The 26,346-nt window shown below is 74.0% G+C and carries 26 protein-coding genes and 1 riboswitch; of the genes, 13 read left to right on the forward strand and 13 right to left on the reverse strand.

Annotation, left to right across the window (positions count from 1 at the left end; all coding sequences use genetic code 11):
- Together ACIP8Z_RS22360 and ACIP8Z_RS22365 are read right to left on the reverse strand one after the other, a co-directional pair.
- Positions 1-432, reverse strand: coding sequence for a hypothetical protein (locus tag ACIP8Z_RS22360; RefSeq protein ID WP_402085947.1), 432 nt, complete (start codon positions 430-432; stop codon positions 1-3).
- Positions 433-469: 37 nt separating this feature from the next.
- Positions 470-1,276 (reverse strand): alpha/beta fold hydrolase, encoded by an 807-nt coding sequence (locus tag ACIP8Z_RS22365; protein WP_402085949.1) that lies wholly within the window; start codon positions 1,274-1,276, stop codon positions 470-472.
- Positions 1,277-1,362: 86 nt separating this feature from the next.
- Here ACIP8Z_RS22365 and ACIP8Z_RS22370 point away from each other — a divergent pair, with 86 nt between their 5' ends.
- From ACIP8Z_RS22370 to ACIP8Z_RS22380, 3 genes are all read left to right on the forward strand, one after another.
- Positions 1,363-2,703, forward strand: a complete 1,341-nt coding sequence (locus tag ACIP8Z_RS22370) for a PLP-dependent aminotransferase family protein (protein ID WP_402085952.1) — start codon at positions 1,363-1,365, stop codon at positions 2,701-2,703.
- A 121-nt stretch (positions 2,704-2,824) separates the two neighbouring features.
- Entirely contained in the window at positions 2,825-3,220 is a 396-nt protein-coding gene (locus ACIP8Z_RS22375) for a RidA family protein (protein WP_402086528.1), read from the forward strand.
- A 121-nt stretch (positions 3,221-3,341) separates the two neighbouring features.
- On the forward strand, positions 3,342-3,746 hold the full coding sequence (locus ACIP8Z_RS22380; protein WP_402085955.1) for a hypothetical protein: 405 nt from the start codon (positions 3,342-3,344) through the stop codon (positions 3,744-3,746).
- Here the strand turns inward: ACIP8Z_RS22380 and ACIP8Z_RS22385 are convergent.
- Positions 3,704-4,270: a hypothetical protein gene (locus ACIP8Z_RS22385; RefSeq protein WP_402085958.1), complete on the reverse strand. Its 567-nt coding sequence runs from the start codon at positions 4,268-4,270 to the stop codon at positions 3,704-3,706. The genes ACIP8Z_RS22380 and ACIP8Z_RS22385 overlap by 43 nt on opposite strands.
- 241 nt (positions 4,271-4,511) lie before the next feature.
- On the opposite strand from ACIP8Z_RS22385, the gene ACIP8Z_RS22390 reads away from it, so the two are divergent.
- Both ACIP8Z_RS22390 and ACIP8Z_RS22395 read left to right on the forward strand, forming a co-directional pair.
- The gene (locus tag ACIP8Z_RS22390; RefSeq protein WP_402085960.1) at positions 4,512-5,480 is read left to right on the forward strand and encodes an ATP-binding cassette domain-containing protein; all 969 of its coding nucleotides are present in this window, start codon (positions 4,512-4,514) and stop codon (positions 5,478-5,480) included.
- Positions 5,477-6,340, forward strand: a complete 864-nt coding sequence (locus ACIP8Z_RS22395; RefSeq protein WP_402085962.1) for an ABC transporter permease — start codon at positions 5,477-5,479, stop codon at positions 6,338-6,340. The genes ACIP8Z_RS22390 and ACIP8Z_RS22395 overlap by 4 nt, the downstream gene beginning before the upstream one ends.
- Here the strand turns inward: ACIP8Z_RS22395 and ACIP8Z_RS22400 are convergent, their stop codons facing one another.
- Complete coding sequence (locus ACIP8Z_RS22400) at positions 6,341-6,712, reverse strand: VOC family protein (RefSeq protein ID WP_319315663.1); 372 nt, start codon at positions 6,710-6,712, stop codon at positions 6,341-6,343.
- A 173-nt stretch (positions 6,713-6,885) separates the two neighbouring features.
- Here ACIP8Z_RS22400 and ACIP8Z_RS22405 point away from each other — a divergent pair, with 173 nt between their 5' ends.
- The gene (locus tag ACIP8Z_RS22405; protein WP_402086531.1) at positions 6,886-8,049 is read left to right on the forward strand and encodes a MerR family transcriptional regulator; all 1,164 of its coding nucleotides are present in this window, start codon (positions 6,886-6,888) and stop codon (positions 8,047-8,049) included.
- Between the two features lie 10 nt (positions 8,050-8,059).
- On the opposite strand, the gene ACIP8Z_RS22410 is transcribed toward ACIP8Z_RS22405, so the two are convergent.
- From ACIP8Z_RS22410 to ACIP8Z_RS22420, 3 genes are read right to left on the reverse strand one after another with little or no spacing between them, the layout of a single operon-like run.
- On the reverse strand, positions 8,060-8,488 hold the full coding sequence (locus ACIP8Z_RS22410) for a universal stress protein (protein WP_402085965.1): 429 nt from the start codon (positions 8,486-8,488) through the stop codon (positions 8,060-8,062).
- Positions 8,489-8,540: 52 nt separating this feature from the next.
- The gene (locus ACIP8Z_RS22415; protein ID WP_402085967.1) at positions 8,541-9,179 is read right to left on the reverse strand and encodes an FMN reductase; all 639 of its coding nucleotides are present in this window, start codon (positions 9,177-9,179) and stop codon (positions 8,541-8,543) included.
- Positions 9,180-9,182: 3 nt separating this feature from the next.
- Complete coding sequence (locus ACIP8Z_RS22420; RefSeq protein ID WP_402086533.1) at positions 9,183-10,271, reverse strand: LLM class flavin-dependent oxidoreductase; 1,089 nt, start codon at positions 10,269-10,271, stop codon at positions 9,183-9,185.
- Between the two features lie 109 nt (positions 10,272-10,380).
- On the opposite strand from ACIP8Z_RS22420, the gene ACIP8Z_RS22425 reads away from it, so the two are divergent.
- The 3 genes from ACIP8Z_RS22425 (at position 10,381) to cobM (ending at position 12,635) form a co-directional block, all read left to right on the forward strand.
- Entirely contained in the window at positions 10,381-10,509 is a 129-nt protein-coding gene (locus ACIP8Z_RS22425; RefSeq protein WP_318208139.1) for a DUF6126 family protein, read from the forward strand.
- A gap of 153 nt (positions 10,510-10,662) precedes the next feature.
- Positions 10,663-11,889 carry a precorrin-6y C5,15-methyltransferase (decarboxylating) subunit CbiE gene (gene cbiE / locus ACIP8Z_RS22430; protein WP_402085970.1) on the forward strand — a complete coding sequence of 409 codons (1,227 nt, stop codon included), beginning with the start codon at positions 10,663-10,665 and terminating at the stop codon, positions 11,887-11,889.
- The gene (cobM, locus tag ACIP8Z_RS22435) at positions 11,886-12,635 is read left to right on the forward strand and encodes a precorrin-4 C(11)-methyltransferase (protein WP_402085973.1); all 750 of its coding nucleotides are present in this window, start codon (positions 11,886-11,888) and stop codon (positions 12,633-12,635) included. Before cbiE ends, cobM begins: the two co-directional genes overlap by 4 nt.
- Before the next feature lie 138 nt (positions 12,636-12,773).
- On the opposite strand, the gene ACIP8Z_RS22440 is transcribed toward cobM, so the two are convergent.
- Positions 12,774-12,848, reverse strand: coding sequence for a 50S ribosomal protein bL37 (locus ACIP8Z_RS22440; protein WP_015034725.1), 75 nt, complete (start codon positions 12,846-12,848; stop codon positions 12,774-12,776).
- A gap of 99 nt (positions 12,849-12,947) precedes the next feature.
- On the opposite strand from ACIP8Z_RS22440, the gene ACIP8Z_RS22445 reads away from it, so the two are divergent.
- Complete coding sequence (locus ACIP8Z_RS22445) at positions 12,948-13,625, forward strand: hypothetical protein (protein WP_402085976.1); 678 nt, start codon at positions 12,948-12,950, stop codon at positions 13,623-13,625.
- Between the two features lie 74 nt (positions 13,626-13,699).
- Here ACIP8Z_RS22445 and ACIP8Z_RS22450 read toward each other — a convergent pair whose 3' ends face one another.
- Positions 13,700-14,833, reverse strand: a complete 1,134-nt coding sequence (locus ACIP8Z_RS22450; protein ID WP_402085978.1) for a cobalt-precorrin-5B (C(1))-methyltransferase — start codon at positions 14,831-14,833, stop codon at positions 13,700-13,702.
- Between the two features lie 12 nt (positions 14,834-14,845).
- Here ACIP8Z_RS22450 and ACIP8Z_RS22455 point away from each other — a divergent pair, with 12 nt between their 5' ends.
- Positions 14,846-15,574, forward strand: coding sequence for a cobalt-precorrin-6A reductase (locus ACIP8Z_RS22455; protein ID WP_402085981.1), 729 nt, complete (start codon positions 14,846-14,848; stop codon positions 15,572-15,574).
- 55 nt (positions 15,575-15,629) lie between these two features.
- Entirely contained in the window at positions 15,630-17,201 is a 1,572-nt protein-coding gene (locus tag ACIP8Z_RS22460) for a serine hydrolase (protein ID WP_402085983.1), read from the forward strand.
- Between the two features lie 54 nt (positions 17,202-17,255).
- Here ACIP8Z_RS22460 and cobJ read toward each other — a convergent pair whose 3' ends face one another.
- Genes cobJ through ACIP8Z_RS22475 form a run of 3 tightly spaced genes read right to left on the reverse strand, consistent with a single transcriptional unit; the run spans position 17,256 to position 20,634 of the window.
- A complete protein-coding gene (gene cobJ / locus ACIP8Z_RS22465) occupies positions 17,256-18,689 on the reverse strand; it encodes a precorrin-3B C(17)-methyltransferase (protein WP_402086536.1) in 1,434 nt (477 codons plus the stop codon).
- A gap of 47 nt (positions 18,690-18,736) precedes the next feature.
- Complete coding sequence (locus tag ACIP8Z_RS22470; protein ID WP_402086539.1) at positions 18,737-19,372, reverse strand: precorrin-8X methylmutase; 636 nt, start codon at positions 19,370-19,372, stop codon at positions 18,737-18,739.
- A gap of 14 nt (positions 19,373-19,386) precedes the next feature.
- Positions 19,387-20,634 (reverse strand): cobalamin biosynthesis protein CobG, encoded by a 1,248-nt coding sequence (locus ACIP8Z_RS22475; RefSeq protein WP_402085986.1) that lies wholly within the window; start codon positions 20,632-20,634, stop codon positions 19,387-19,389.
- A 253-nt stretch (positions 20,635-20,887) separates the two neighbouring features.
- Positions 20,888-21,036: riboswitch (cobalamin riboswitch) on the forward strand.
- A gap of 78 nt (positions 21,037-21,114) precedes the next feature.
- On the opposite strand from ACIP8Z_RS22475, the gene cobN reads away from it, so the two are divergent.
- Positions 21,115-24,726 carry a cobaltochelatase subunit CobN gene (gene cobN / locus ACIP8Z_RS22480; protein ID WP_402085988.1) on the forward strand — a complete coding sequence of 1,204 codons (3,612 nt, stop codon included), beginning with the start codon at positions 21,115-21,117 and terminating at the stop codon, positions 24,724-24,726.
- Between the two features lie 4 nt (positions 24,727-24,730).
- On the opposite strand, the gene abc-f is transcribed toward cobN, so the two are convergent.
- Complete coding sequence (gene abc-f / locus ACIP8Z_RS22485; RefSeq protein ID WP_402085990.1) at positions 24,731-26,338, reverse strand: ribosomal protection-like ABC-F family protein; 1,608 nt, start codon at positions 26,336-26,338, stop codon at positions 24,731-24,733.
- Between the last annotated feature and the right edge of the window lie 8 nt (positions 26,339-26,346).

Raw genomic sequence — 26,346 nt, forward strand, 5'->3', positions numbered from 1 at the left:
TCAGGACTTCGTTTCCCGGCCGTACGCCTCGTCCGTCGCGAGCGCCCAGATCACGAAGACCGAGATGGCCATCGAGAACAGCGCCCACCCTGGCTGGTACGGCAGGAACAGGAACTGGAACAGGATGTTCAGGGACGCGAGCGCGATACCGGCGACCCGGCCCCACTCCGCTCCCTTCAGGATCCCGAAGCCGGCGATCGCGACCACGATGCCGAGGATCAGATGGATCCAGCCCCAGGTGGTGAGGTTGAACTTGAAGACGTAGTCGCCGACGCGGGTGTAGACGTCGTCCTCGGCGATGCCTGCGATGCCCTGGAGGACGTCCATGAAGCCGGTGACGAGCATGAGGACGCCCGCGAAGAGCGTGCCGCCGCTCGCCCAGGCGGCGGAGGAGGACGTGGGCCTGCGGGGTGGTGCCGTGTTCTGGCTCATGGACCCATCGTCGGAGCGTTCGTACCGTTCCGAATGTTCAGCTGGGCCGTACGAGTGAGCGGAGGTAGTCCTCCAGTACGGCGTTGAACGCGTCGGGGCGCTCCAGGTTCGGCAGGTGCGCGGCCTCCTCGATCACGGCGAGCGTGGAGTGGGGGAGGAGCGCGTGCATGTCCTCCGCGTCCGCGACCGGGGTGTACGAGTCGTCCCGGCCGACCACGACGAGCGCGGGGAACGGGACCGTCGTCAGCGTCTCCCGGTAGTCCGGGCGCTCGGCCCTGCCCCGCAGCGCGGCCGCCGCCCCGGCCGGGTCGGTCGCGCACATCATGCGGTGCACGTGCGGGGCGGCGTGGGTGTTGTAGGGGGCCACCATCCGGTCGAGGACCTCGTCGGCGTACCCGCGCATCGCCTCCGCGCCGCCCGCGGTCAGCCGGTCGGCCATGGCGTTCCTCGCGGCCTTGCCCTCGTCGGTCTCGGCGGCGGGGAAGGTGTCGGCGAGGACGAGGCCCCGGACGCGCTCCGGGTGGCGGCGGTAGAGCTCCATGGCGATCTGGCCGCCCATGGAGAGGCCGGCGAGGACGCAGTCGTGGATCCCCAGGTCGTCCAGGAGGTCGGTGAGGTCCTCGGCGAAGACACCGAGGTCGGTGGAGTCGGGGTGCGCGCCGAGCGGGGTGGCGCCGTAGCCGCGCAGGTCCGGGGCGATCACGCGGTGCGTCCGCGAGAAGTGGTCGAGCTGGGGCTGCCACATCGTGTGGTCGAAGGGGTGGCCGTGGACGAGGAGGAGGGCCGGGCCCTCGCCCTTGTCCGCGTAGTGGATCTCGGCGTTGACGGTACGGGTGACGTCCATGTCCGCAGGCTAGGCAGCCGCAACTGCTCGGTGCAATAAGATCTTTGCTCTCGGTGCAATCGTGTTCCTGGAGGGGGCGGGCGGCTGTGGAGGAGTACCGGAGGATCGCCGACCGGGTCGAGGCCGCCGTACGGGACGGGCGGCTGCGCCCCGGTGACCGGCTGCCGCCGCAGCGCGTCTTCGCCCGCCGGCACGCCATCGCGAACTCGACGGCCATCCGCGTGTACGGCGAGCTCGCCCGGCGCGGCCTCGTCGTCGGGGAGGTCGGGCGCGGCACCTTCGTCCGGGCCGCGCCCCCGCTCCCGGGGCCCGCGCTCGCCGAGGCGACCGGCGCCGCGCCCGTCGACCTCCAGCTCAACTACCCGGTCGCAGAGGGGCAGTCGGAGCTGATGGCCCGGGCCCTCGCGGCGCTCGCCCGGTCCGACGTGCTGGCCGAGGCCGTCTCCCGGCCGGCCGCCGCCACCGGCACCCCGGAGGCGCGTGACGCGGCGGCGGCCGTGCTCGCCCGGCCCGGCTGGGCGCCCGGCACCGAGAGCGTGCTCTTCGCCGGGAACGGCCGGCAGGCCATCGCCGCCGCCCTCTCCGCCCTCGTCCCGCCCGGCGGCCGGCTGGGCGTCGAGTCCCTCACGTATCCCCTGGTCAAAGCGGTGGCCGAGACCCTCGGCATCCGGCTCGTACCGCTCGCCCTCGACGAGGAGGGGGTACGGCCCGAGGCGCTCGCGGAGGCCCACCGGGCGGCGCCGCTGGCCGCCGTCTACCTCCAGCCCACCCTGCACAACCCGCTCTCCTCGACGGCGGGGGCGGGCCGCCGGGCCGAACTGGCCGAGCTGCTGCGGAATCTGGACCTGACGGCGGTCGAGGACACCACCTGGGCCTTCCTCGTGCCGGACGCCCCCGCGCCGCTCGCGGCGCACGCCCCCGAGCGGGTCCTCCTCGTCGACAGCCTCTCCAAGCGCCTCGCCCCCGGTCTGACCGTCGGATATCTCGTCGTCCCCGGACGGTTCCGGGCGGCGGTGGCGGAGGCCCTGCGCTCCGGCGCCTGGACGGCGGGCGGGCTGGCCCTCGCGGCCGCCACCCGGTGGACCGCGGACGGGACCGTCGCCGAGGTGGTCGCGGCCAAGCGGGCGGACGCGGAGGTCCGGCACGCCCTGGTCCGGCGACGGCTCGCCGGGCAGGTCGTCCGGACCTCCCCGTACGCGTACTACTGCTGGTGGGAGCTGCCCGCGCCCTGGCGGGCGGAGACCTTCACGGCGGCGGCGGCCGCACGCGCGGGCGTGGCGGTCACCCCGGGCGGGGCCTTCGCCGTGGGCGGCCGGGACGGTACGGGGACGGCGCCGGACGCGGTCCGGATCGGGCTCGCGTCCCCGCCGCGCGCGGTCCTCGACGAGGCGCTGGGGAGGCTGGCGGCGCTGGCGGCGGAGGTCTGAACAGGCGTCCGAGTACGCTCGCGGTCATCGCCGCCGCGCTCGGCACCGTCCTCCTCGCCGGCTTCCCGCTCGGCGACTCGGCGATCGCCGGCGCCGGGCTGCTGCCGCCGACCAGCGGGTCATCACCAACCCCGGCACCCTCCACGACCCGACCCCCTTCGGCTACAGCCACGCCGTCTCGGCGCCCGGCGAGCTCGTCTTCATCGGCGGCCAGTACGCCTCCGACGCGTCCGGCTCGCCCGTCCCCGGCGACTTCGCCGCCCAGGTCGAGCTGTCGCTCACCAACCTGCGGCTCGCCCTCGAAGGCGTCGGCCTCGGCCTCGGCCTGGAGCACGTCGTCCGCCTCGGCTCGTACATCGTCGACCACGACATGGCCAAGCGGGAGGCCCTCGGCAAGGGCCTGCACGCCCACTTCGGCGAGCGGCTGCCGGCCCAGACCCTGAGCGGCGTCGCGGCGCTCGCCCTGCCGGGCATGCTCTTCGAGATCGACGCGGTCGCCGTACGCCCGGCCGGCTGACCTCACCGTCCGACCCCACCGCCCGGCCCGCCGCCTGATCCACTTGCGGGGCGCCGGGCGCGGGTGTGCCCTTGAGGGTGCGGGAAGCAGCAGGGGGGCGAGAGACGAAGGAGCTCCTGCCATGGCCGCACACGCAGCGGTGCCCGTCGGGCGCCAGTTCAGCACCCACGGCTGGGGAGTGCCGGTCACCCTCGGTGTCCTGTACGGCCTCTGGGCGCCCACCATCGCGCGCGACGGCGGCCCCCTCACCTGGGGGCAGCTGTGGCTCGGCCTCATCTCGGCCATCGTCCTCGCCGCGGGGATCCACCTGCTCCGGCGCCACGGCCACGTCCTGCCCCGCGAGGTGCGGGCCGCCGCCTGGGGTGCCTTCTCCGGCATCGCCGTCGGCTTCCTCTTCAGCCTGTCCGATGCCAGCATCCTGTCGTCGAGCGGGCTCGGACTGGCCTTCGGCGCGGTCACCGCCACCGCCGCCTACTACCTCTTCTACACCCACGAGGACGCCGCCGGGCGGCCCGCGCCGTACTGACGACCCCCACCCCGTCGCTCCTCGCCGCGGCGGCGCCGGCGGTAGGCGACCGCCACGGCGGCGAGCAGCACCGGCCAGGCCAGGAGCGGCGCGTAGCAGACGACCAGCACGGCGTCCTGCGCCGGTGTGGAGGGGGTACCGGGCCCCAGGCCCGCGTACGCGGCGTACACGCCCCAGGCGGCGATCGCGCACAGCCCCGCCACCCCGGCCAGGGCCGCGCCGGTCGCGGCGGCCGGGTTCACCCGGCGCCCGCCGAGGAACGGCATCCAGCGAGGGAAGACCTCGCCCCAGGGACGGACGAGCCCCAGGGTGAGGAAGGCGAGCAGCTCGGACACGACGCTGAGGGAGACGACGTACAGGGACTCCCCCACGCCCATGGCGTTCCACCCGGCGTCCTCCATGACCGGAAGGCCGGCGACGAGCGCGAGCCGCCACAGACCCGACGGGAGGACGGCGAGCGGAACGGCGTGAGCGGCGAGGGCGGCCCAACGGGGCACGTCGGGAAGGGCTTTGATTCTCATCATGGGACCAGCGTCCCGCCGGCCCCCGCCCCCGGCCGTCGCCCCGGAGACCGTTCCGCCTCCACCGGGCGGGGGAGCCGGGGTCCTCCGGGAGACGGGGGGCGGACGGGAGGCGAGGACGCCGCCGCGCGGAAGACCCGCCTCCGCCGCTCTGGCGATCCGGCGGTGGTCGACGGAGACTGGGAGGAGCGCTCTCTTTCGCGCGCGTCTGCTCCGCGCCCTCTTCCCCCGGAGGATCCACGGCATGACCGACCTCGCCATCGAGACCGAGGGCCTGGTCAAGGTCTTCGGCAGCAACCGCGCCGTCGACGGCATCGACCTCCGCGTGCCCACCGGGACCGTGTACGGGGTCCTCGGGCCGAACGGCGCCGGCAAGACCACCGCCGTCAAGATGCTCGCCACCCTGCTCCGCCCCGACGCCGGCCGGGCCCGCGTCTTCGGCAAGGACGTCGTCAAGGACGCCGACACCGTGCGGGGCCGGGTGAGCCTCACCGGGCAGTACGCCTCCGTCGACGAGGACCTGACCGGCACCGAGAACCTCGTCCTGCTCGGCCGGCTGCTCGGCCACACCCGGCCCGCCGCCCGCGAGCGCTCCGCGCAGCTGCTCGCCGCGTTCGGGCTCGCGGAGGCCGCCGACAAGCAGGTCAAGAACTACTCGGGCGGCATGCGGCGCCGTATCGACATCGCCGCGTCCATCCTCAACACCCCCGACCTGCTGTTCCTCGACGAGCCGACCACCGGCCTCGACCCGCGCAGCCGCAACCAGGTCTGGGACATCGTCCGCGCGGTGGTCGCCCAGGGCACCACCGTCCTGCTGACCACCCAGTACCTGGACGAGGCCGACCAGCTGGCCTCCCGGATCGCCGTCATCGACCACGGCAAGGTGATCGCGGAGGGCACGAAGGGCGAGCTGAAGGCCTCCGTCGGCTCCGGTTCCGTGCACGTGCGCCTCCGGGACCCCGAGCAGCGGCCCGAGGCCCGGCAGGTCCTCGTGGACGCCCTGAACGCCACCGTCCAGCTGGACGCCGACCCGGTCGCGCTCACCGCCACCGTCAACGGCCACGGGACGGACCTCGGCGCCGCCGAGCAGGCGGCGCGCGCACTGGCGGAGCTGGCGCGGGCCGGGATCACCGTCGACAACTTCGCGCTGGGCCAGCCCAGCCTCGACGAGGTCTTCCTGGCACTGACGGACAGGAAAGGAACGACGGCATGACCGTCACCACCGGCAAGGACACCCCGACGACGGACACGCTCGACTTCGTCGCCCCGAAGGCGGACGAACTCGCGGCGCTGCTCGTGGGCCACACCCGTCCGCCGCGCCCCAGCGCGCTCTCCGCCTCGATGACCTTCGGCTGGCGGGCGATGCTGAAGATCAAGCACGTGCCGGAGCAGCTGTTCGACGTGACGGCGTTCCCGATCATGATGGTGCTGATGTACACGTACCTCTTCGGAGGGGCGCTGGCCGGCTCCGTCTCGTCGTACATCCAGTTCCTGCTGCCCGGCATCCTCGTGATGAGCGTCGTGATGATCACGATGTACACGGGGGTCTCGGTCAACACCGACATCGAGAAGGGCGTCTTCGACCGCTTCCGCACCCTGCCGATCTGGCGGCCCGCGCCGATGGTCGGCTATCTCCTCGGCGACGTCGTCCGCTATCTGATCGCCTCGGCCGTGATGCTGACCGTCGGCATGCTCATCGGCTACCGGCCGGACGGCGGGATCGTGGGCGTGCTGCTCGGGGTCGCGCTGCTGGTGGTCTTCTCGTTCGCGTTCTCGTGGATCTGGACCATGTTCGGTCTGCTGCTGCGCAGCGAGAAGTCCGTCATGGGCGTCTCGATGATGGTGATCTTCCCGCTGACGTTCCTGTCGAACGTCTTCGTCGACCCGAAGACGATGCCGGGCTGGCTCCAGGCCTTCGTCAACAACAGCCCGGTGACCCATCTGGCGACGGCGGTACGCGAACTGATGGCGGGCAACTGGCCGGCCGCGGACATCGCCTGGTCGCTCGGGTGGTCGGCGGCGCTCGTGCTCGTCTTCGGGGCGATCACCATGCGGCTCTACAACCGCAAGTAGTCACTGCCCTCGTGGGGTGGTCTGCTGGACGGCCCAGCGGTTGCCGTCGGGGTCGGCGAAGTAGACGAAGGAACCCCAGGGCTGGTCGTCGATCCCGCTGACCTCGACCCCGCGCGCGGTGAGTTCGCGGTGGGCCTCCTCGATGTCCGTGACGACGACCTGCATGTTGTCCAGGGAGCCCGGGGCCATCTCCGTGATGCCCTTGCCGAAGGCGATCGAGCAGGCCGAGCCGGGCGGCGTCATCTGGACGAAGCGGATGTCGTCGCTGACCGGGATGTCATGGTCGGCGTGGAAGCCCACGCGCTCGTAGAAGGCCTTGGCCCTGTCGATGTCGGTGACGGGCACGCCGATCAGTTCGAGTCTGATGTCCATGAGGGCATCATGCGCCGGGAGGCGGACCGACGCACGACGTGCGCCGCCTCGCGGTTGACCTTCCCCCGCGGGGAAGGCCCAGCATCGGACGTGCCGGGCGGAAGGCCCGGCACAGGGAGGAGAAGCGATCCGTGCGCGACGAAGAGCCCATGCCCGCACCCGTGTCCGGGCCGATGCTGACCATCGGGGACTTCGCCCGTGCCTCCCGGCTCTCCGCCAAGGCGCTGCGCCGCTACGACGAGCTCGGCCTGCTGCCGCCCGCCCGCGTCGACCCGTTCACCGGCTACCGCTACTACGCCGGGGAACAGCTCGAACGGGCCCGGCTCATCGCCTGGCTGCGGCGGATCGGCATGCCGCTCGCCGAGGTGGGACAGGTCTGCGCGCTGTACGGGGCGGACGCGGCGGGCGCGGCCCGCGCGATCCGCGGCTACTGGGCGCGGGTCGAGTCGGAGACCGCGGCACGGCGAGACCTGGCGACCTCCCTGGTGGACCGGCTGAAGGGACCCACCGAGATGACCGACGACATGACTGACGAGATGACCGACGAGAGGAGCGACGAGACGGTTGGCGGGGTGACCCACGGCGTGAGCACCGCGAGCGGCGGGGCGGTCACCGGCATGACCGGCCGGCCCGCCTTCGTCCTGCGGACCGCCGTACGGCTCGACCGCGGCCTCGTCCGCACCGCCCAGCAGGACGCGGCCCACGCGGGCCCGCACCTGCTGGCCGTCGCCGACGGGTACGGCCCCGAGGGCGGGCGGGCCGCGTCGGCCGCGGTCGGAGCGCTGGAGGCCGTACCGCCACCGGCCCCCTCGGCGCGCGCCGGGGACGTGCTCAACGCCCTGGAGGACGCGGTACGCGCGGCCGACGGGGCGGTCTCCGGCCTCGCCGAGTCGGGCACGACCCTGACCGCGGCCGTGTGGACGGGCGGCCGCCTGGCCCTCGCGCACGTGGGCGACTCGCGGGCGTACCTGCTGCGGGACGGCGCGCTCGTCCGCCTCACCCGCGACCACACCGTCGTCCAGGCCCTCGTCGACGCGGGCGAACTGGACCCGGCCGAGGCGGCGGACCGCCCCGACCGGGCGCTGCTCCTGAAGGCCCTGGACGGCGGGGACGTGCCGCCCGAGCCGGAGCTCGGAGTGCACGAGACGCGGCCCGGCGACCGCTATCTGCTGTGCACGGACGGGCTTTCGGCGGTCGCGCCGGCCGATGACATCCGCCGCGCGCTCGCCGCGGGCGTCGGTCCGGACGAGGCGGCAGGGGCCCTGGTCGCGCTGGTGCGGGGCCTGGGCGCCCCGGACAACGTGGCGTGCGTGGTGGCGGACGTGGTGCCCGCCTGAGGAGGGCGGGTCAGTCCCGCGTGCCCCGTACGACCACCACCGGGCACGGGGCGTGCTGGGTCACCCTGCTGGAGACGGAGCCAAGGACCGCTGCCTTGAAGCCGCTGTAGCCGCGGTCGCCGACGACCAGCAGGGACGCGCCCTCGGCCTGGTCGATCAGGGCCTGGGCCGGGTTGCCGCTGACGACGGTACGGGTCACGCCGGCGGCGACGGCCGGGTCGAGCGCCTTGGCCAGGGACTCGTCCAGGGACTGCTCGGCGAGCTCCTGTGGGTTGAAGTCCGGGGGTACCCCGGGCGCTGCCGCCCAGGACGCCGGGTACTCCCATCCGATGACCGCCTGGAGGGAGTCCCCGGTGAGGGCGGCCTGGGCGGCCGCCCACCGCAGCGCTTTCAGGGACGGTTCCGAGCCGTCCACGCCCACCACGATCCTGCCGGCCATCGCCGACCTCCGTTCGTTGTCGGGAACCCTCTCCCACAACGTAACAAAAGGATCAATCAAGGCGCAGATCGGCCAGTTGCTTCTCGAACGGGACGACCTCGTCGTCGTCGAGCCGTCGGGACGGCCGGGCCGCGACCGTGTCGGCGAACTCGTTCCCCGCCCGGGTGATCCGGGTGGGCAGCCCGTCCCCCCATCCCGTCGGGGAGGCCTCGTCGCCGCCCGTGCCCCAGTCCTCCGACGCCGCGTAGACGGCGGTCGGGACGACGAGGGCCCGCAGATAGGCGAAGAGCGGCCGCAGGGCGTGGTCCAGGACGAGCGAGTGCCGGGCGGTGCCGCCGGTCGCTCCGATGAGGACCGGGGTGCCGGTCAGCGCGGCCGGGTCGATCAGGTCGAAGAACGACTTGAACAGACCGCTGTACGAGGCGGTGAAGACCGGGGTCACCGCGATGACCCCGTCGGCGCCGGTCACCGCGTCGATCGCGTCCTGGAGCCGCCCGGAGGGGAAGCCGGTCACGAAGTTGTTCGCGATGTCCACGGCCAGGTCGCGCAGTTCGACGACCTGGACGTCGACGGCGTACTCCTGCTCGGCGAGCCGGTACCGCGCGGCCTGCAGGAGCCGGTCGGTGAGGAGCCGGGTGGAGGAGGGGGAGCTGAGGCCGGCGGAGACGGCGACCAGCTTCAGGGTCCGCATGGCTTACGACTCCTTCTCGGTACGGGTCTTGAGGACGGCGGGGTGGAGCGGCGCCGTGTCCGGGACGCCGGCCGGGCGCAGGTTGGCGAACTCCTTGCGGAGCACCGGCACGACCTCCTCGCCGAGGATGTCGAGCTGCTCCAGGACGGTCTTGAGCGGCAGGCCCGCGTGGTCGACGAGGAACAGCTGGCGCTGGTAGTCGCCCACGTAGTCGCGGAAGGACAGGGTGCGCTCGATGACCTCCTGCGGCGAGCCGACGGTCAGCGGGGTCTCCCGGGAGAACTCCTCCAGGGAGGGGCCGTGGCCGTAGACCGGCGCGTTGTCGAAGTACGGGCGGAACTCCCGTACCGCGTCCTGCGAGTTCTTGCGCATGAAGACCTGGCCGCCGAGGCCGACGATCGCCTGCTCGGGGGTGCCGTGGCCGTAGTGCGCGTACCGCTGGCGGTAGAGGCGGACCATCTTCTCGGTGTGCTGCTTGGGCCAGAAGATGTGGTTCGCGAAGAACCCGTCGCCGTAGTAGGCCGCCTGTTCGGCGATCTCGGGGGAGCGGATGGAGCCGTGCCAGACGAACGGCGGGACGTCGTCGAGCGGGCGCGGGGTGGAGGTGAAGCCCTGCAGGGCGCTGCGGAACTTGCCTTCCCAGTCGACCACGTCCTCCCTCCACAGCTTGTGGAGGAGCGCGTAGTGCTCGATGGCGAGCGGGATGCCCTGCCGGATGTCCTGGCCGAACCACGGGTAGACGGGGCCGGTGTTGCCGCGGCCCATCATCAGGTCCACGCGGCCGTCGGCGAGGTGCTGGAGGGTCGCGTAGTCCTCGGCGATCTTCACCGGGTCGTTGGTGGTGATCAGCGTGGTGGAGGTGGAGAGGATCAGGTTCTCCGTGCGGGCGGCTATGTGCCCGAGGAGGGTGGTGGGGGAGGACGGCACGAACGGCGGGTTGTGGTGCTCACCGGTGGCGAAGACGTCGAGCCCGACCTCCTCGGCCTTGAGCGCGATGGCGACGGTGTTCTTGATCCGCTCGTGCTCGGTGGGGGTGCGGCCGGTGGTGGGGTCGGTCGTCACGTCGCCGACGGTGAAGATCCCGAACTGCATCGTGCTCACCTCTCGCGTTCCTGGTGCCTCGCGGCTAGTGGTTGAAGCTTAAACTATCCGGCTCAACGGTGCCACCCCTCCGTCTATTCCGGCCCGTACCCTGGAGCGCATGACCGACCTGGAGCGCTGGAAAGAGCGCGGAGTGATGCTCCGTGTCTTCATCTACGTCTTCGCGACGCACGCGTTCGCCGGCTTCGTCTGGATCCTGTTCTACGTGGGGCAGAACGCCCAGAAGTAGGCGTCGCCCGAGGGGCCGGGCGGGTGACCGGGCGACGTCCCCGGCGAAGGCCCGAGTGAGCCCCGGGCGGGTCGGCGAGCGAGCCCCCGGCGGGTCCCCGAGTGGGGCCCGCCACGTACCGCCGGAAAGCGGCCCTCACGTAAAGTCGCGCAGGTGAACGGTGCGATAGCGGTCGTCGGAATCGGCGCGGACGGCTGGGACGGGCTCCCCGAGAGCTCCCGCCGTGTCCTGCGGACCGCCGAGGTCGTGATCGGCGCCCCCCGTCAGCTCGGCCTCCTCCCCGGCGGCGACTGCCCCGGCGAGCGCGTCACCTGGCCCTCCCCGCTCCGCCCCGCCGTCCCCGGACTGCTCGCCGCCCACGCGGGCCGCGCGATCGCCGTCCTCGCCAGCGGCGACCCCTCCTTCCACGGCATCGGCCGCACCCTCGCCGAGACCGTCGGCGCCGACCGCCTCCGGATCCACCCGCACCCGTCCTCCGTCTCGTACGCCGCCGCCCGCCTCGGCTGGCCGCTGGAGGCCGTCGAGACCGTCTCGCTCGTCGCCCGGCCCCTCGCCGCGCTGTCCGCCGCGCTCCACCCCGGGCGCCGGCTCCTCGTCCTCGGCGAGGGACCCGGGACCCCCGCCCTCGTCGCGGCCCTGCTCCGGGAGACCGGCTGGGGAGACACCCGGATCCGGGTCCTGGAGCAGCTCGGCGGGGACCGCGAGCGGGTCCTCGACGGGACCGCCGCCGACTGGCCGTACGAGCGGACCGACGCGCTCCACGTCCTCGCCCTCGACTGCGTACGGGACCCCGACACGCTCCGGCTCGGCGCGGTGCCGGGGCTGCCGGACGAGGCGTACGAACACGACGGCCAGCTCACCAAGCGATACGTGCGCGCCGCCACGCTCGCCGCCCTCGCGCCCGCGCCCGGCGAACTCCTCTGGGACATCGGCGGCGGCTCCGGCTCCATCGGCATCGAATGGATGCGGGCCCACCGCTCCTGCCGGGCGATCGCGGTCGAGAAGTCGGAGGAACGCGCGGCGCGGATCACGCGGAACGCCGACCGCCTCGGCGTGCCCGCCCTGCGGGTGGTGACCGCCGCGGCCCCGCGGGGTCTCGCGGACCTCCCGGCCCCCGACGCGATCTTCATCGGCGGCGGCCTCACCGCCCCCGGCCTCCTCGACGCCTGCTGGGACGCGCTGCCCGCCGGCGGCCGGCTCGTCGCGAACACCGTGACGCTGGAGTCCGAGGCGCTGCTCGCCGACCGCTACCGCCGCCACGGCGGCGAACTGGTCCGGCTCGCCGTGGCCGCCGCCGTCCCCGTCGGCGGCTTCACCGGCTGGCGCCAGGCGATGCCGGTCACGCAGTGGTCCGTAACGAAAGGTTCTGAAGAGCGATGACCGTCTACTTCATCGGCGCGGGTCCCGGCGCGGCCGACCTGATCACCGTGCGCGGCGCGCGGACGCTCGCGACGTGCGGGGTCTGCCTGTACGCGGGCTCCCTCGTCCCGACCGAACTGCTCGCCGAGTGCCCGCCGGACGCGCGGCTCGTCGACACGGCGCGGATGGACCTGGACCAGATCGTCGCGGAGATCGCCGCGGCCCACGACGCCGGCCAGGACGTGGCCCGGCTGCACTCGGGCGACCCGTCGGTGTTCAGCGCGATGGCCGAGCAGATGCGACGCCTGGACGCGGCGGGCATCCCGTACGAGGTCGTCCCCGGCGTCCCGGCCTTCGCCGCCGCCGCGGCCGCGCTGAAGCGGGAGCTCACGGTCCCGACGGTCGGCCAGACGGTCATCCTCACCCGTATCGCCCAGCAGGCCACGCCGATGCCCGAGGGCGAGGACCTGGCGACGCTGGGCCGCAGCGGCGCGCTGCTCGTCCTGCACCTGGCCGCGCGGTACGTGGACCGGGTCGTCGCCGAACTCGTCCCCCACTACGGGCTCGACTGCCCGGCGGCGGTCGTGGCGATGGCCAGCCGCCCCGACGAGATCGTGCTGCGGGGCACCCTTGAGGACATCGCGGCCCAGCTGAAGGAGGCCGGCATCACGAAGACGGCCGTCATCCTGGTCGGCCGCACGCTGGGCGCCTCGGAGTTCCGCGACAGCCACCTGTACGACCCGGCGCGGGACCGCCACACCTGCTGACGCGCGCCTGCTGACACCCGCCGACACGTGCTGACGCGCGCCTGCTGACACCCGCCGACGCGTGCTGACGCCGGCGGCGCACGGACGCGCCGGGGCCCCGGGGAGTCCGATCCCCGGGGCCCCGGCGCGTGGACGGCGTCAGGCGTTGGGCCGCTTGCCGTGGTTCGCGTTCTTCTTCTTGCGGGCGCGCCGCTTGTTGCCTCGCTTGGCCATGGGACTCCCTCTCGCTCGGGGGGTGTGCCCTCGCCAGCCTAGGTTCGGGACCCAGGGGCCGCATGTCGGCCCTCGGCGGCGGTGCGGTCTCATGGATGCGTGACTGTCTACGACGTGGCCCGGGCGCTGCCGGGCATCGAGGAACTGCGCGACCACAGCCGGGGGCTCGCGATGGTGGAGGCCGTGCTGAGCCCGGAGTGGGAGAGCCGGTACTACTCCTACGACGCGCACTGGTCGGAGACCGAGCAGCTGGCGTCGATGAAGGACGGCCAGGGCGGCGAGTACACGATCGTCCTGTCCGCGGCGGGGGCCTTCGCACGGGGCTTCGACCACGAGTCGCCGATGAGCCCGTTCGGGGCCGTGGCGGACGGGGAGACCTGGCCCGGGGTGCTCGACGGAGTCCCCGAGGTGTTCAGGGAGTACCTGACGGAGCCCGCGTTCACGGACGAGGACGGGGTCCACGTGACCACCGCCTGCCTGTGGCGCCAGACCGCCGACACGGCCTGGCACACGGGCCCGGTCGAGTTCACGGACCTGGACGACCACGAGGACCCGGACGGCTCCGGCGGCCTCTTCCACCACCTGACGGACCGCTCGGCGGAGGCGTACGCGGAGTGGGCCTCGGACTACTACGAGCGCCCGGTCGACCTCGACGCGGTCCGGCACGTCCTCGCCCTGCGCCCGCTGACGGCGGAGGTCGTCGCCGCCCTCAACCCCGAGGTGACGCTCGCGGACCTCGCCGAGGACGTACGGGAGATCGGCTACCCGACGGCCTGACGCCGCTCACCGGCCCGGCCCCGCCACCGACGGCCGGCTACGTGCCGCCCGGTCACGCCACCGTCGACGGCCGGCTAGGCGCCGCCCGGTCCCGCCGTCGACGACCGGCCCACCACCGTCCCCGCCCGGTCGATGCAGATCACGTCCACCGCCACCGGCGCGCCCCGCAGCACCGCCAGGGCCTCGTCGCGGGCCCGGGCGGCCACCAGGTCGCCCAGGGGGACGTGCGCGGCCTCGCAGAGGCGGAGGGCCGCAAGGCCCGTGTTCGCCCCGGCGATCTCCGCCGCGAGGGACTCCGACGCGCCGCCCGTGCGGGCCAGCTCCGCCAGGAAGCCCTTGTCGACCTGGGAGCGGGCCGAGTGGAGGTCCAGATGGCCGGCGGCCAGCTTGGAGAGCTTCGCGAAGCCGCCGCAGATCGTCAGGCGGTCGACGGGATGGCGGCGGATGTACTTGAGGACCGCGCCCGCGAAGTCGCCCATGTCGAGGAGCGCGATCTCCGGCAGGTCGTAGAGGGCCGCGACGGTCCGCTCCGACGTCGAGCCCGTGCAGCCCGCCACGTGCGTCAGACCGCCCGCGCGGGCCACGTCCACGCCCCGGCGGATCGAGTCGATCCACGCCGAGCACGAGTACGGGACCACGACCCCCGTCGTGCCGAGGATCGAGAGCCCGCCCAGGATGCCGATCCGGGGGTTCCAGGTGGAGCGGGCGATCTCGGCGCCGTCGTCGACGGAGACGGTGATCTCGACGTCGCCGCTCCCGCCGTGCCGGGCCGCGACCTCCGCCACGTGCGCCCGCATCAGCTTCCGGGGCACCGGGTTGATCGCCGGCTCGCCGACCTCCAGGGGCAGGCCGGGCAGGGTGACCGTGCCGACGCCCTCACCGGCCCGGAAGACGACGCCCGAGCCGGCCGGCAGGAGCCGTACCGTCGAGCGGATCACGGCGCCGTGCGTGACGTCCGGGTCGTCGCCCGCGTCCTTGGTCACGGCGGCCATGGCCGTACCGGCGCCGGCGTCGAGGGACTCCGCCGTGAGGGCGAAGGCCGGCGTCTGGCCCTTCGGCAGCGTGATGGTCACCGGATCCGGGAAATCGCCGGTCAGGAGCGCCGTGTACGCGGCCGTCGTCGCCGCCGTCGCGCAGGCACCCGTCGTCCACCCCGGGCGGAGACCCGTGTGCTTGAGTTGGGCCTCACGCCCGCCGCCTGAAGTCACGAAGAGGCTCCTGTGCACATACTCATTCTCGGGGGGACCACCGAGGCCCGCGCCCTCGCGGGACTGCTGCACGCCGGGGCCCGGGTCACCAGCTCCCTCGCGGGGCGGGTGGCGAGCCCCCGGCTGCCCGAGGGCGAGGTGCGGATCGGCGGGTTCGGCGGCGTCGACGGGCTCGTGGAGTGGATCGGCGGGCACGCCGTGGACGCGGTCATCGACGCCACGCATCCCTTCGCCGGGCGGATCAGCTTCAACGCGGCCCGGGCGGCCGCCACCGCCCATGTTCCCCTGCTCGCGCTGCGTCGCCCCGGCTGGGTCCCGGGGGAGGGCGACGACTGGCGCTCCGTGGCGTCCCTGGAGGCGGCGGCCGGGGCCCTCGACGGCCTCGGCGGCCGTGTCTTCCTGACGACCGGCCGGATGGGCCTCGCGGCCTTCGCGGACCGCCCGGAGTGGTTCCTGGTCCGCTCGGTGGACGCCCCGGAGGGCCCGATGCCGGACCGCACCGAGATCCTCCTCGACCGGGGGCCGTTCACCCTGGACGGCGAGCGGGAGATCCTCGCCCGCCACCGGATCGACGTTCTGGTGACGAAGGACAGCGGCGGCGCGGCGACCGCCCCGAAACTGACCGCGGCCCGCGAGGCGGGCGTCCCGGTCGTCGTGGTCCGCCGCCCCCCGGTCCCGGAGGGCGTACCGGTGGCGGCGACGCCCGAGGAGGCCGCCGCGTGGGTGCGGGGGCTCGCGTAGCGGGTCGTCGTCCCCTCCGCGCGACAGGTGAAGGGGGCAGGCGTTCAATGGAAGCGTGGTTACCGTCCGATGGCTGGTCACCGCGGGGATCGTGTCCGTTCTGGGCCTGGGTTCCCTCGCCGGGACCGGTCCCACCCCGACCCCCACCCCCAGCCCCGAGCCTCCTCCGGCCCAGCCGCCGCCCCTGCTCGACCGGGCGGACGTGGACCGGGCCGTCGACCGGCTGGACACGAGCGTCGCGGACCTGATGCGGAAGACCGGGGTCCCCGGGGTCTCCGTCGCCGTCGTCCACAAGGACGAGGTCGTCCACATCAAGGGGTACGGCGTGCGCGAGGTCGGCAGGGCCGGCGCGGTCGACGCCGACACCGTCTTCCAGCTGGCCTCCGTGTCGAAGCCGATCGCCTCCACCGTCGTCTCCGGGGCGGTCGGCGTGGACGGCTGGCAGAAGCCGGTCAACCCCGAACTCCCCGGGTTCCGGCTGAAGGACCCGTGGGTGACCGGCCATGTGACCGTCGCCGACCTGTTCTCGCACCGCAGCGGCCTCCCCGACCACGCGGGCGACCTGCTGGAGGACCTCGGCTACGACCAGGAGTACATCCTGTCCCACCTGCGGTACGAGCCCCTCGCGCCGTTCCGCGCGAGCTACGCGTACACCAACTTCGGCCTGACGGCGGCCGCCGAGTCCGTCGCCGCGCAGCAGGGCGTGCCCTGGGCGAAGCTCGCCGAGGACACCCTCTACAAGCCCGCCGGCATGAACGACACCAGCTCCAGCTTCCAGGACTTCGTCTCGAACCCCGACCGGGCCCACGGCCACGTCAAGCAGGCCGACGGGACCTGGAAGGCGCAGTTCGTCCGGGACCCGGACGCCCAGTCCCCCGCGGGCGGCGTCAGCTCCTCGGCCCGTGACATGGCGACCTGGCTGCGGCTCCAGCTCGCCAACGGCTCGCTCGACGGGAAGCGGATCGTCGCCGAGGACGCCCTCGACCTCACGCACCACCCCGAGTCCGTCGCCAACCCGGCGCACGCGCCCGCCGCGCGGACCGGCTTCTACGGCCTCGGCTGGAACGTGTCGTACGACGACGAGGGCCGGCTCCGTCTCTCCCACACCGGCGCGTTCGCGCTCGGCGCGCACACCAACGTCACGATGCTGCCGGGCGAGCAGCTCGGCATCGTCGTCCTCACCAACGGCGCGCCGGTCGGTGTCGCCGACGCCGTCGCCCTCGACTTCTTCGACACCGCCCAGGACGGGAAGCCGAGCCGGGACTGGCTGCCGATCGTCAACGCCCTGTACGAGCAGGAGGCGGACGCCGGCCGCTCGGCCACGGACTTCGCGAAGCCGCCGGCCGACGCGACGCCCGCGAAGGCGAACAGCGCCTACACCGGCACGTACCGCAGCGACTACTACGGCCGCCTGACGGTGGCCGAGGAGAACGGCGGTCTGGTCCTGCGACTGGGGCCGGAGCCCCAGTCGTACAAGCTCACGCACTACGACGGCGACACGTTCAGCTTCCCGACGCGCGGGGAGAACGCCGTCGGCCCCACCGGCGTCACGTTCTCCGCGGACGGGAAGACCGTGCGCGTCGAGTACCTGGACGAGACGGGTCTCGGCACCTTCGCCCGTCAGTAGGCCCGTCAGCCGTGGCGGCGCCGACCGTGGCGGTGCGTCACCCCTGGCGGTGCGTCACCCGTACCGGCGCGGTGTCCAGGTGATCGTCCGGCCGTCGGCCCGTTCGACCGCCCGCGTCTGCGAGGAGCCGATGAGGAGCAGGGTGCGCATGTCGACCTCGGAGGGCTCCAGGGTCTTCAGGGTCACCACCCGGACCGACTGCTCGGGGCCGCCGACGTCACGGGCGACGACCACCGGGGTCTCGGGCGCCCGGAGTTCGAGCAGGAGGTCGCGGGCGGCGGCCACCTGGTGCGTACGGGACCTCGACCCCGGGTTGTAGAGCGCGAGGACCAGATCGGCGGCCGCCGCGGCGCGCAGCCGGGCCTCGATGACGTCCCAGGGCTTGAGCCGGTCGGAGAGCGAGATCGTCGCGTAGTCGTGGCCGAGCGGGGCGCCCGCGGCGGCGGCGGCCGCGTTGGCGGCGGTCACCCCCGGCAGGACCCGTACGGGCACGTCCGCGTACTCCGCTTCGCAGGCGACCTCCAGGACGGCCGTGGCCATCGCGAAGACACCCGGGTCGCCGCCGGAGACGACCGCGACCTTGTGGCCGCGGCGGGCCAGGTCGAGGGCGAACTCGGCGCGCTCGGACTCCACCTTGTTGTCCGAGCCGTGCCGGATCTGCCCGGGGCGCAGCACCGGCACCCGGTCCAGGTAGGTGGTGTAGCCGACGAGGACGTCGGCGTTGACGAGCGCGCCGCGCGACTCGGGGGTGAGCCAGGGCGCGCCGGCCGGGCCGGTGCCGACGACGACGACCTCGCCCCGCTCGCGTACGGCGGGTTCGCGGTCGATGCGGGAGGGGAGCACGGCGACGGAGAAGTAGGGGACCGACTCGGGGTCGACGTCCACCAGGTCGCCGGTCCGCTCGCCCGCCATGAACGCCCGCTCCACGTACCGGGCGTCGTCGAGCCGGCCGGCCCGCTCCAGGGCCCGCTTCACGGTGGGGAAGGTGCGGCCGAGCTTCATCACGACCGCCGAGTCGGTGCCCGCGAGGCGGGCCGTCAGCTCGTCCTCCGGCAGGGTGCCGGGGATGATCGTGAGGACCTCCTCCGCCTCGCACAGCGGCTCGCCGAGCCGGGCGGCGGCGGCGGACACCGAGGTGACACCGGGGATGACGGTCGTGTCGTAGCGGCCCGCGAGCCGCTTGTGCATGTGCTGGTACGAGCCGTAGAACAGCGGGTCGCCCTCGGCGAGGACGGCGACGGTGCGGCCGGCGTCGAGGTGCGCGGCGAGGCGGGCCGCGGCCTCCTCGTAGAAGTCGTTCAGGGCGCCCCGGTAGCCGCCCGGGTGGTCCGTGGTCTCCACCGTGAGCGGGTACATCAGCCGCTCCTCGATGTGGTCCGCACGGAGGTGTTCGGCGGCGATCGAGCGCGCGATGGACCGGCCGTGGCGGGCCGAGTGGTACGCGATCACATCGGCGGCGGCGATGGCCTTCACGGCGGCCACCGTCATCAGGTTCGGGTCGCCGGGGCCGAGCCCGACGCCGTACAGCTTGCCGGTCACTTCTGAATCTCCGCTTCGTGGGCGATCGCGTTGATCGCGGCGGCCGTCATGGCGCTGCCGCCGCGCCGGCCCCGTACGACGAGGTAGTCGAGGCCCAGGTCCTGCGCCGCCAGGGCGTCCTTGGACTCGGCGGCGCCGATGAAGCCGACCGGTATGCCCAGGACGGCTGCGGGCCTTCCGGCCCCTTCCGCGACCATCTGCAGGAGGTGGAAGAGGGCGGTCGGCGCGTTGCCGATGGCGACGACGGAGCCTTCGAGGCGGTCCCGCCACAGTTCGAGGGCGGCGGCGGAGCGGGTGGTGCCGAGCTCGGCGGCGAGGGCCGGCACGGACGGGTCCGAGAGGGTGCAGATCACCTCGTTGTCGGCGGGCAGCCGGCGCCGGGTGACGCCGCTCGCGACCATCTGCGCGTCGCAGAGGATCGGCGCTCCGGCCCGGAGGGCGGCGCGGGCGTTCGTGACGACCCGCGGCGACCAGGCGATGTCGCGTACGAGGTCGGTCATGCCGCAGGCGTGGATCATCCGGACCGCCACCTGGGCGACATCGGCGGGCAGGCCCGCCAGATCCGCCTCGGCGCGGATCGTGGCAAAGGACCGGCGGTAGATCTCCGCCCCGTCCTTCTCGTAGTCGAACATCCTGTTGCTCTCGCTCATCTCGTCGTGCGGGCCGCGGTCACGGCTTCGGGCAGGGCGGTACGGGGGGTGGGGACGCCGTCCACCAGGTAGTCGCCGGCGGCGGTGGCGACGACGTCGGTCCAGGAGCCGTGCGGGTGTCCGCAGCGGCGCTCGCACCCGGAGAAGTGCACGGGGAGGACGGGGCGGACGGGGGCCTCGATGTGCCCGAGGCCTCCGGGGTGTCCGGGGACGGCGTCGGCGCGGACGTCGGCGAGGGACTTCGCGCAGCCGGGCCGCCCGGTGCAGGCGGTGACACCGGCCCAGGGGGAGCCGGGGCGGGTGATGAGGCCGGCCGCGTCGAGGGCGGGCAGCCGGTCGGCGCCGGCCCCGGCCACGACGACCCCGCGCCAGGGGGTCAGGCGGACCTCATCGGCGGGGAGCAGCGCCCGGAGCTGGGCGGCGGTGAGGCGGCCGAGCGGGGCGAGTACGGAGAGGGCGGCGGGCCCGAGGACGCCGGGGGAGGGCGGAGGGCCCTGGGGGAGTTCCGGCGCGGGTACGGGTCGCGCCGTCACCCCCGACTCCGCCGGGTCCACCGCGTACCCCTCCGGGAGTTCCCGGACCCGCCAGGCCCCGGTTCCGGCCTCCCGTGCCGCGGCCAGGAACCCGCCCGCCACCGCCAGGGCCGCGCCGGGCGCGTCGGAGCCAGCGAGCCGGACGGCTCGCCCGCCGACGTGCAGCTCCGCCTCTCCGCCCCGCACTGCGACCAAGGTCACATCCCCGCCGAGCCTGGCGACATCGCCGCGCCCGTCATCGAGGACGAAGAGGAAGCGGCCGGAAAGGGCCGCCGCCCAGGGCGCGGAGCGGAGGTGGGCGTCCAGCTCGCGGGCCCACAACTGCACGTCGGCGGCGCCGAGTCCGTCGAGGCCCGAGGCCGGGGAGGCGACGATGTTGCGGACGCGTTCGTGGGTGGGGGAGGGCAGCAGGCCCGCCTCGCCGAGGAGCGCCGCCAGCTCGGCCCCGCAGTCGTCGGCGAGGCCGCGCAGCTCGGCGTTGCCGCGCGAGGTGATGCTGAGCCGTCCGTCGCCCAGGGTCTCCGCCGCGTCCGCCAGAGTCTCGACCTGACGTGGCGTCAAGCGACCTCCGGGCAGACGGAGTCGGGCGAGGCGGCCGTCGTCGGCGGAGTGCAGGCGCAGCGCCCCGGGGCACGCGTCGCCACGGTCCCGTATGCGAGGTTCGCCCGGGTCGGGCGTCGGGGGCGGGGTGGGCGGCATGGCGGCGAGCATACCGACGGGCCCCCGGTCGGCCACCGGGCGCGATCCGGCCGCCAGTGCGGCCCGCCCTCCGACCGCGGCCCGCCCTCCGACCGCGGGCCGGCCTCCGACCGCGGGCCGGCCGACGCGGTGGCCGGCCGAGGCCGGAGGCCGGTCCGGCCGCGGTCGGGAACGGGGGTTCCGTCCGCCGGGCGATCCGCAGCGTGATCCCGCAGTGTGATCCGGCCGACTCCCTCACCCGACCCGGGCCGTCGACCGCACGATCTACTATGCAGACGGCATGGGGTCCCAGGACCCCGGGGAGGAAGCCCGGTGAGAATCCGGCGCGGTCCCGCCACTGTGAGCCGGCCCGGCTGCGCGTCCGCGCGATCCCGGGCCCGGTGAGTCAGGAACTCCCTTCCCCAAGCTCTCGGCTTCGCTCGAGCAAGGGGAGGCCCCAACCCATACGACCACCCGGGGCGCGGACAACCCCGAGGAAGGCCTGCGCTCGCCATGCTTCTGCTGCTGTCGCACTCCGACACCGACCTGCTCAGCGCCCGCGCGGCCGGCGGCCCGGTGGAGTACCGCTTCGCCAACCCCGCCCGTCTCCCCCTCGCCGACCTCACCGGCCTCCTGGCCGACGCCGAGCTCGTCGTCGTACGGCTCCTCGGCGGCCTCCGTTCCTGGGAGGAGGGCCTCGACGCGGTGCGCGCGGCCGGAAAGCCGATGGTCGTCCTCAGCGGCGAACAGGCCCCCGACGCGCAGCTGATGGAGGCGTCCACCGTCCCCGTCGGCGTCGCCACCGAGGCGCACGCCTACCTGGCGCACGGCGGCCCCGCGAACCTGGAGCAGCTGGCCCGCTTCCTCTCCGACACCGTCCTGCTCACCGGGCACGGCTTCGAGTCCCCGGCGGCCGCCCCCACCTGGGGCCCGCTGAAGCGCGCCGCACGCACGACGGCCGGCCCGACCGTCGCCGTGCTCTACTACCGCGCCCACCACATGAGCGGGAACACCGCCTTCGTCGACGCGCTCTGCGCCGCGATCGAGGACGCCGGCGCCCAGGCCCTCCCGCTGTACGTGGCCTCCCTGCGCGCCCCCGAGCCGGAGCTGCTCGACCGGCTCCGTACCGCCGACGCGATCGTCACCACCGTCCTCGCGGCGGGCGGCACCAAGCCCGCCGAGGCGCAGGCCGGCGGCGACGAGGAGGCCTGGGACGCGGGCGCGCTGGCCGCGCTTGACGTGCCGATCCTGCAGGCGCTGTGCCTGACCGGTTCGCGCGCCGCCTGGGAGGAGAACGACGAGGGTCTCTCCCCGCTGGACGCCGCGAGCCAGGTCGCCGTCCCCGAGTTCGACGGCCGGCTCATCACCGTGCCGTTCTCCTTCAAGGAGATCGACGAGGACGGGCTGCCCGCGTACGTCGCCGACGCCGAGCGCGCGGCCCGCGTCGCCGGGATCGCCGTCCGGCACGCCCGGCTCCGGCACATCCCGAACGCCGAGAAGAAGCTGGCGCTGGTCCTCTCCGCGTACCCGACGAAGCACTCCCGCATCGGCAACGCCGTCGGCCTCGACACCCCCGCCTCCGCCGTCTCGCTGCTGCGCCGCCTCCGCGCGGAGGGGTACGACTTCGGGCCCGTCGAGGACCTTCCCGGCCTGGTCTCCGGCGACGGCGACGAGCTGATCTACGCCCTCATCGAGGCCGGCGGCCACGACCAGGACTGGCTGACGGAGGAGCAGCTCGCCAAGAACCCGGTCCGCATCCCGGCCGCCGACTACAAGCGCTGGTACGCGACGCTCCCCGAGGAGCTGCGGACCCATGTCGAGGAGCACTGGGGCCCCGCGCCCGGCGAGATGTTCCTGGACCGTTCGCGCAACCCCGAGGGCGACATCGTCCTCGCGGCCCTCCGCCGCGGGAACCTGCTGATCCTCATTCAGCCTCCGCGCGGCTTCGGCGAGAACCCGATCGCGATCTACCACGACCCCGATCTCCCGCCGTCCCACCACTACCTGGCCGCCTACCGCTGGATCGCGGCCCGCGCCGAGGACGGCGGCTTCGGCGCCGACGCCATGGTGCACCTGGGCAAGCACGGCAACCTGGAGTGGCTGCCCGGCAAGAACGCCGGCCTGTCCGCCGCCTGCGGCCCCGACGCGGCCCTCGGCGACATCCCGCTGATCTACCCGTTCCTGGTCAACGACCCGGGCGAGGGCACCCAGGCCAAGCGCCGTGTGCACGCCACGCTCGTCGACCACCTGGTGCCGCCGATGGCCCGCGCCGACTCGTACGGCGACATCGCGCGCCTGGAGCAGCTGCTCGACGAGTACGCGCAGATCTCCTCCATGGACCCGGCGAAGCTGCCCGCGATCCGCGCCCAGATCTGGACGCTGATCCAGGCCGCCAAGCTCGACCACGACCTGGGGCTCGAACAGCGCCCCGAGGACGACGGCTTCGACGACTTCCTGCTGCACGTCGACGGCTGGCTGTGCGAGGTCAAGGACGCCCAGATCCGCGACGGTCTGCACGTCCTCGGCGGAGCCCCGGAGGGCGAGGCCCGGGTCAACCTGGTCCTCTCGATCCTGCGCGCCCGCCAGATCTGGGGCGGCACGCAGGCCCTGCCCGGTCTGCGCGAGGCCCTCGGTCTCGACGAGTCGGCCGCGACCCGCACCACCGCCGACGAGGCGGAGGCGAAGGCCCGCGAGCTCGTCGAGGCGATGGAGGCGGCGGACTGGTCCGTGGACGCGGTCCCCTCGGTCGCCGCCGCGTACGGCTCCGAGGTGCACGCCGTGCTCCGCTTCGCCTGCGAGCAGGTCGTGCCGCGGCTGGCCGCCACCACCGACGAGCTCAGCCACGCCGTGCACGCCCTGAACGGCGGCTTCGTCCCGGCCGGCCCCTCCGGTTCGCCGCTGCGCGGCCTGGTCAACGTCCTGCCGACCGGCCGGAACTTCTACTCGGTCGACCCGAAGGCCGTGCCGTCCCGGCTCGCCTGGGAGACCGGTCAGGCGCTCGCCGACTCGCTCCTGGAGCGCTACCGCACCGACAACGGCGAGTGGCCGACGTCCGTGGGCCTCTCCCTGTGGGGCACCAGCGCGATGCGCACCGCCGGCGACGACGTCGCCGAGGCGCTCGCCCTGCTGGGCGTCCGCCCGCTGTGGGACGAGGCCTCGCGCCGGGTGAACGGCCTGGAGCCGATCCCGCTCGCCGAGCTCGGCCGGCCGCGCGTCGATGTCACCCTGCGCATCTCGGGCTTCTTCCGTGACGCGTTCCCGCACGTCATCGGTCTCCTCGACGACGCCGTCCGCCTGGTCGCCGGTCTGGAGGGCGAGTCCGCGGAGGACAACTACGTCCGGGCGCACGCGCAGGCCGACCTCGCCGAGCACGGCGACGAGCGGCGCGCCACGACCCGGATCTTCGGCTCCCGGCCGGGCACCTACGGCGCGGGCATCCTCCAGCTGATCGACTCCCGCGACTGGCGCACCGACGCGGACCTCGCCGAGGTGTACACGGTGTGGGGCGGGTACGCGTACGGGCGCGGGCTCGAAGGCCGCCCGGCGCGCGCCGAGATGGAGACGGCGTACAAGCGGATCGCGGTGGCCGCGAAGAACACCGACACCCGCGAGCACGACATCGCCGACTCCGACGACTACTTCCAGTACCACGGCGGCATGGTGGCGACCGTCCGCGCGCTCAAGGGCACGGCCCCCGAGGCGTACATCGGCGACTCCACCCGCCCCGAGACCGTCCGCACCCGGACGCTCGTCGAGGAGACCTCCCGGGTCTTCCGCGCCCGTGTGGTCAACCCGCGCTGGATCGAGGCGATGCGCCGCCACGGCTACAAGGGCGCGTTCGAGCTGGCGGCGACCGTCGACTACCTCTTCGGGTACGACGCCACGACCGGCGTCGTCGCCGACTGGATGTACGACAAGCTCACCCAGGAGTACGTCCTCGACCCGGAGAACCAGGCCTTCCTGAAGGAGGCCAACCCGTGGGCCCTGCACGGCATCGCGGAGCGGCTCCTGGAGGCCGAGTCGCGCGGCATGTGGGAGAAGCCGGACCCGGAGACCCTGGCCGCGCTGCGCCAGGTGTTCCTGGAGACCGAGGGCGACCTCGAAGGCTCCGCCGACGAGGACTAGGTCCTCACGAGGACCAGGTCCTCATCAGGGCGGGGGCCGGTGCCAGTTCAAGGCGGCGGCCCCGGAAGCCCTCCCTGAGGCGCCGGTCGTGGGTGACCACGACCAGCGTGCCCGGGTAGTGCGCGAGCGCGGCCTCGATCTCCTCCACGAGCGCCGGGGCCAGATGGTTGGTCGGCTCGTCGAGGAGGAGCAGATCGGCCGGTTCGGTGACGAGACGCGCCAGTTCGAGTTTCCGGCGCTGTCCTGTCGACAGGTACCGGACCGGGGTCGTCAGGTCCCCGGCGGAGAAGAGACCGAGGGCGAGCAGTTCGTCCGTACGGTCCGCTCCGAAGGCCTCGCCCACCGTACGGGGGTCGGCGGGCGAGGCCGTCTCCTGACGGAGCACCCCCACCCGGGCCGGCACCTTCACCGTGCCCGTATCCGGGGCGAGTTCACCCGCGAGCACCTTCAGGAGGGTGCTCTTCCCGGCGCCGTTCGGCCCGGTGACCAGGAGTCGCCCGCCCGCGTCGAGGTGCAGGGCGTCGAGCCGGAGCCGGCCGTCCACGCGGACGTCGGCGAGGTCGACGGGGGCGCCTTCCCCGTCGAGCTCCGCGCGGAACCGCAGCGGTTCCGGGGGCGCCGGCACCGGGTCGGTGGTCAGCCGGGCGAGCCGCTCGCGGGCGGCCCGAATGCGGCTCATCGCCCCGTGCGCCCGTGACCGGGCCCGGAACGCACCCGCCCCGCTGAACGAGGCCGGTGCCTTGCGCGGGATGGCCGAGAAACGGTCGATGTTCGTGTCGGCGAGCGCTCTGTACCGGGCGAGCTCGGCCTTCCACTCCTCGTACTCCCGCTGTCTGCTGGCCCGTTCGGCGGCGCGTCCGGCGAGATAGCCGCTGTAGCCGTTGCCGTAGCGGCGGACGGTGTGGCGGTCCTCGTCGACCTCCAGGACGGCGGTGGTGACCCGGTCGAGGAAGACCCGGTCGTGGGAGACGGCGACGACCGTGCCCCGGTGGGCGCGCAGCCGCTCCTCCAGCCAGGCCACGGCCTGGTCGTCGAGGTCGTTGGTCGGCTCGTCGAGCAGCAGCAGTTCGGGTTCGGCGGCGAGGACGGCGGCGAGCGCGAGCCGCGACCGCTGTCCGCCCGAGAGGGTGCCCAGGAGGCGGGCCCGGTCGAGCGGGCCGGGTTCGCCGAGCCGCCGGAGCGTGGTCTCGACCCGCCGGTCGGCCCCGGCGCCGCCCCGCGCCTCGTAGGCGGCGAGCAGCTCCGCGTACCCGGCGAGGTCACCGGTCCCGGCGAGCTCCGCCTCGGCCGCCCGGATCGCCCGCTCCAGCTCCCGTACGTCCGCGAGCACGTGGTCGACGGCGTCACCGACGGTCGCGGTCGGGGGCAGGTCCAGGGTCTGGGCGAGGTGGCCGAGGCCGCCGGGGGACTCGACGGTCACCGTGCCGTCGTCGGCGGTCTCCAGACCGGCGAGGAGCCGGAGGAGGGTGGACTTCCCGGAGCCGTTGTCGCCGACGACGCCGAGGCGTTCACCGGGGCGGACGGTCAGGGAGACCCGGTCCAGCACGACCCGGTGCCGGCCGTGCCGGTCGTCGTAGCGCTTGCTGACGTCGGTGAGTTGGACACGGAACAAGGGCGATC

The organism is Streptomyces sp. NPDC088553, from assembly GCF_044752965.1.
Classification (GTDB): domain Bacteria; phylum Actinomycetota; class Actinomycetes; order Streptomycetales; family Streptomycetaceae; genus Streptomyces.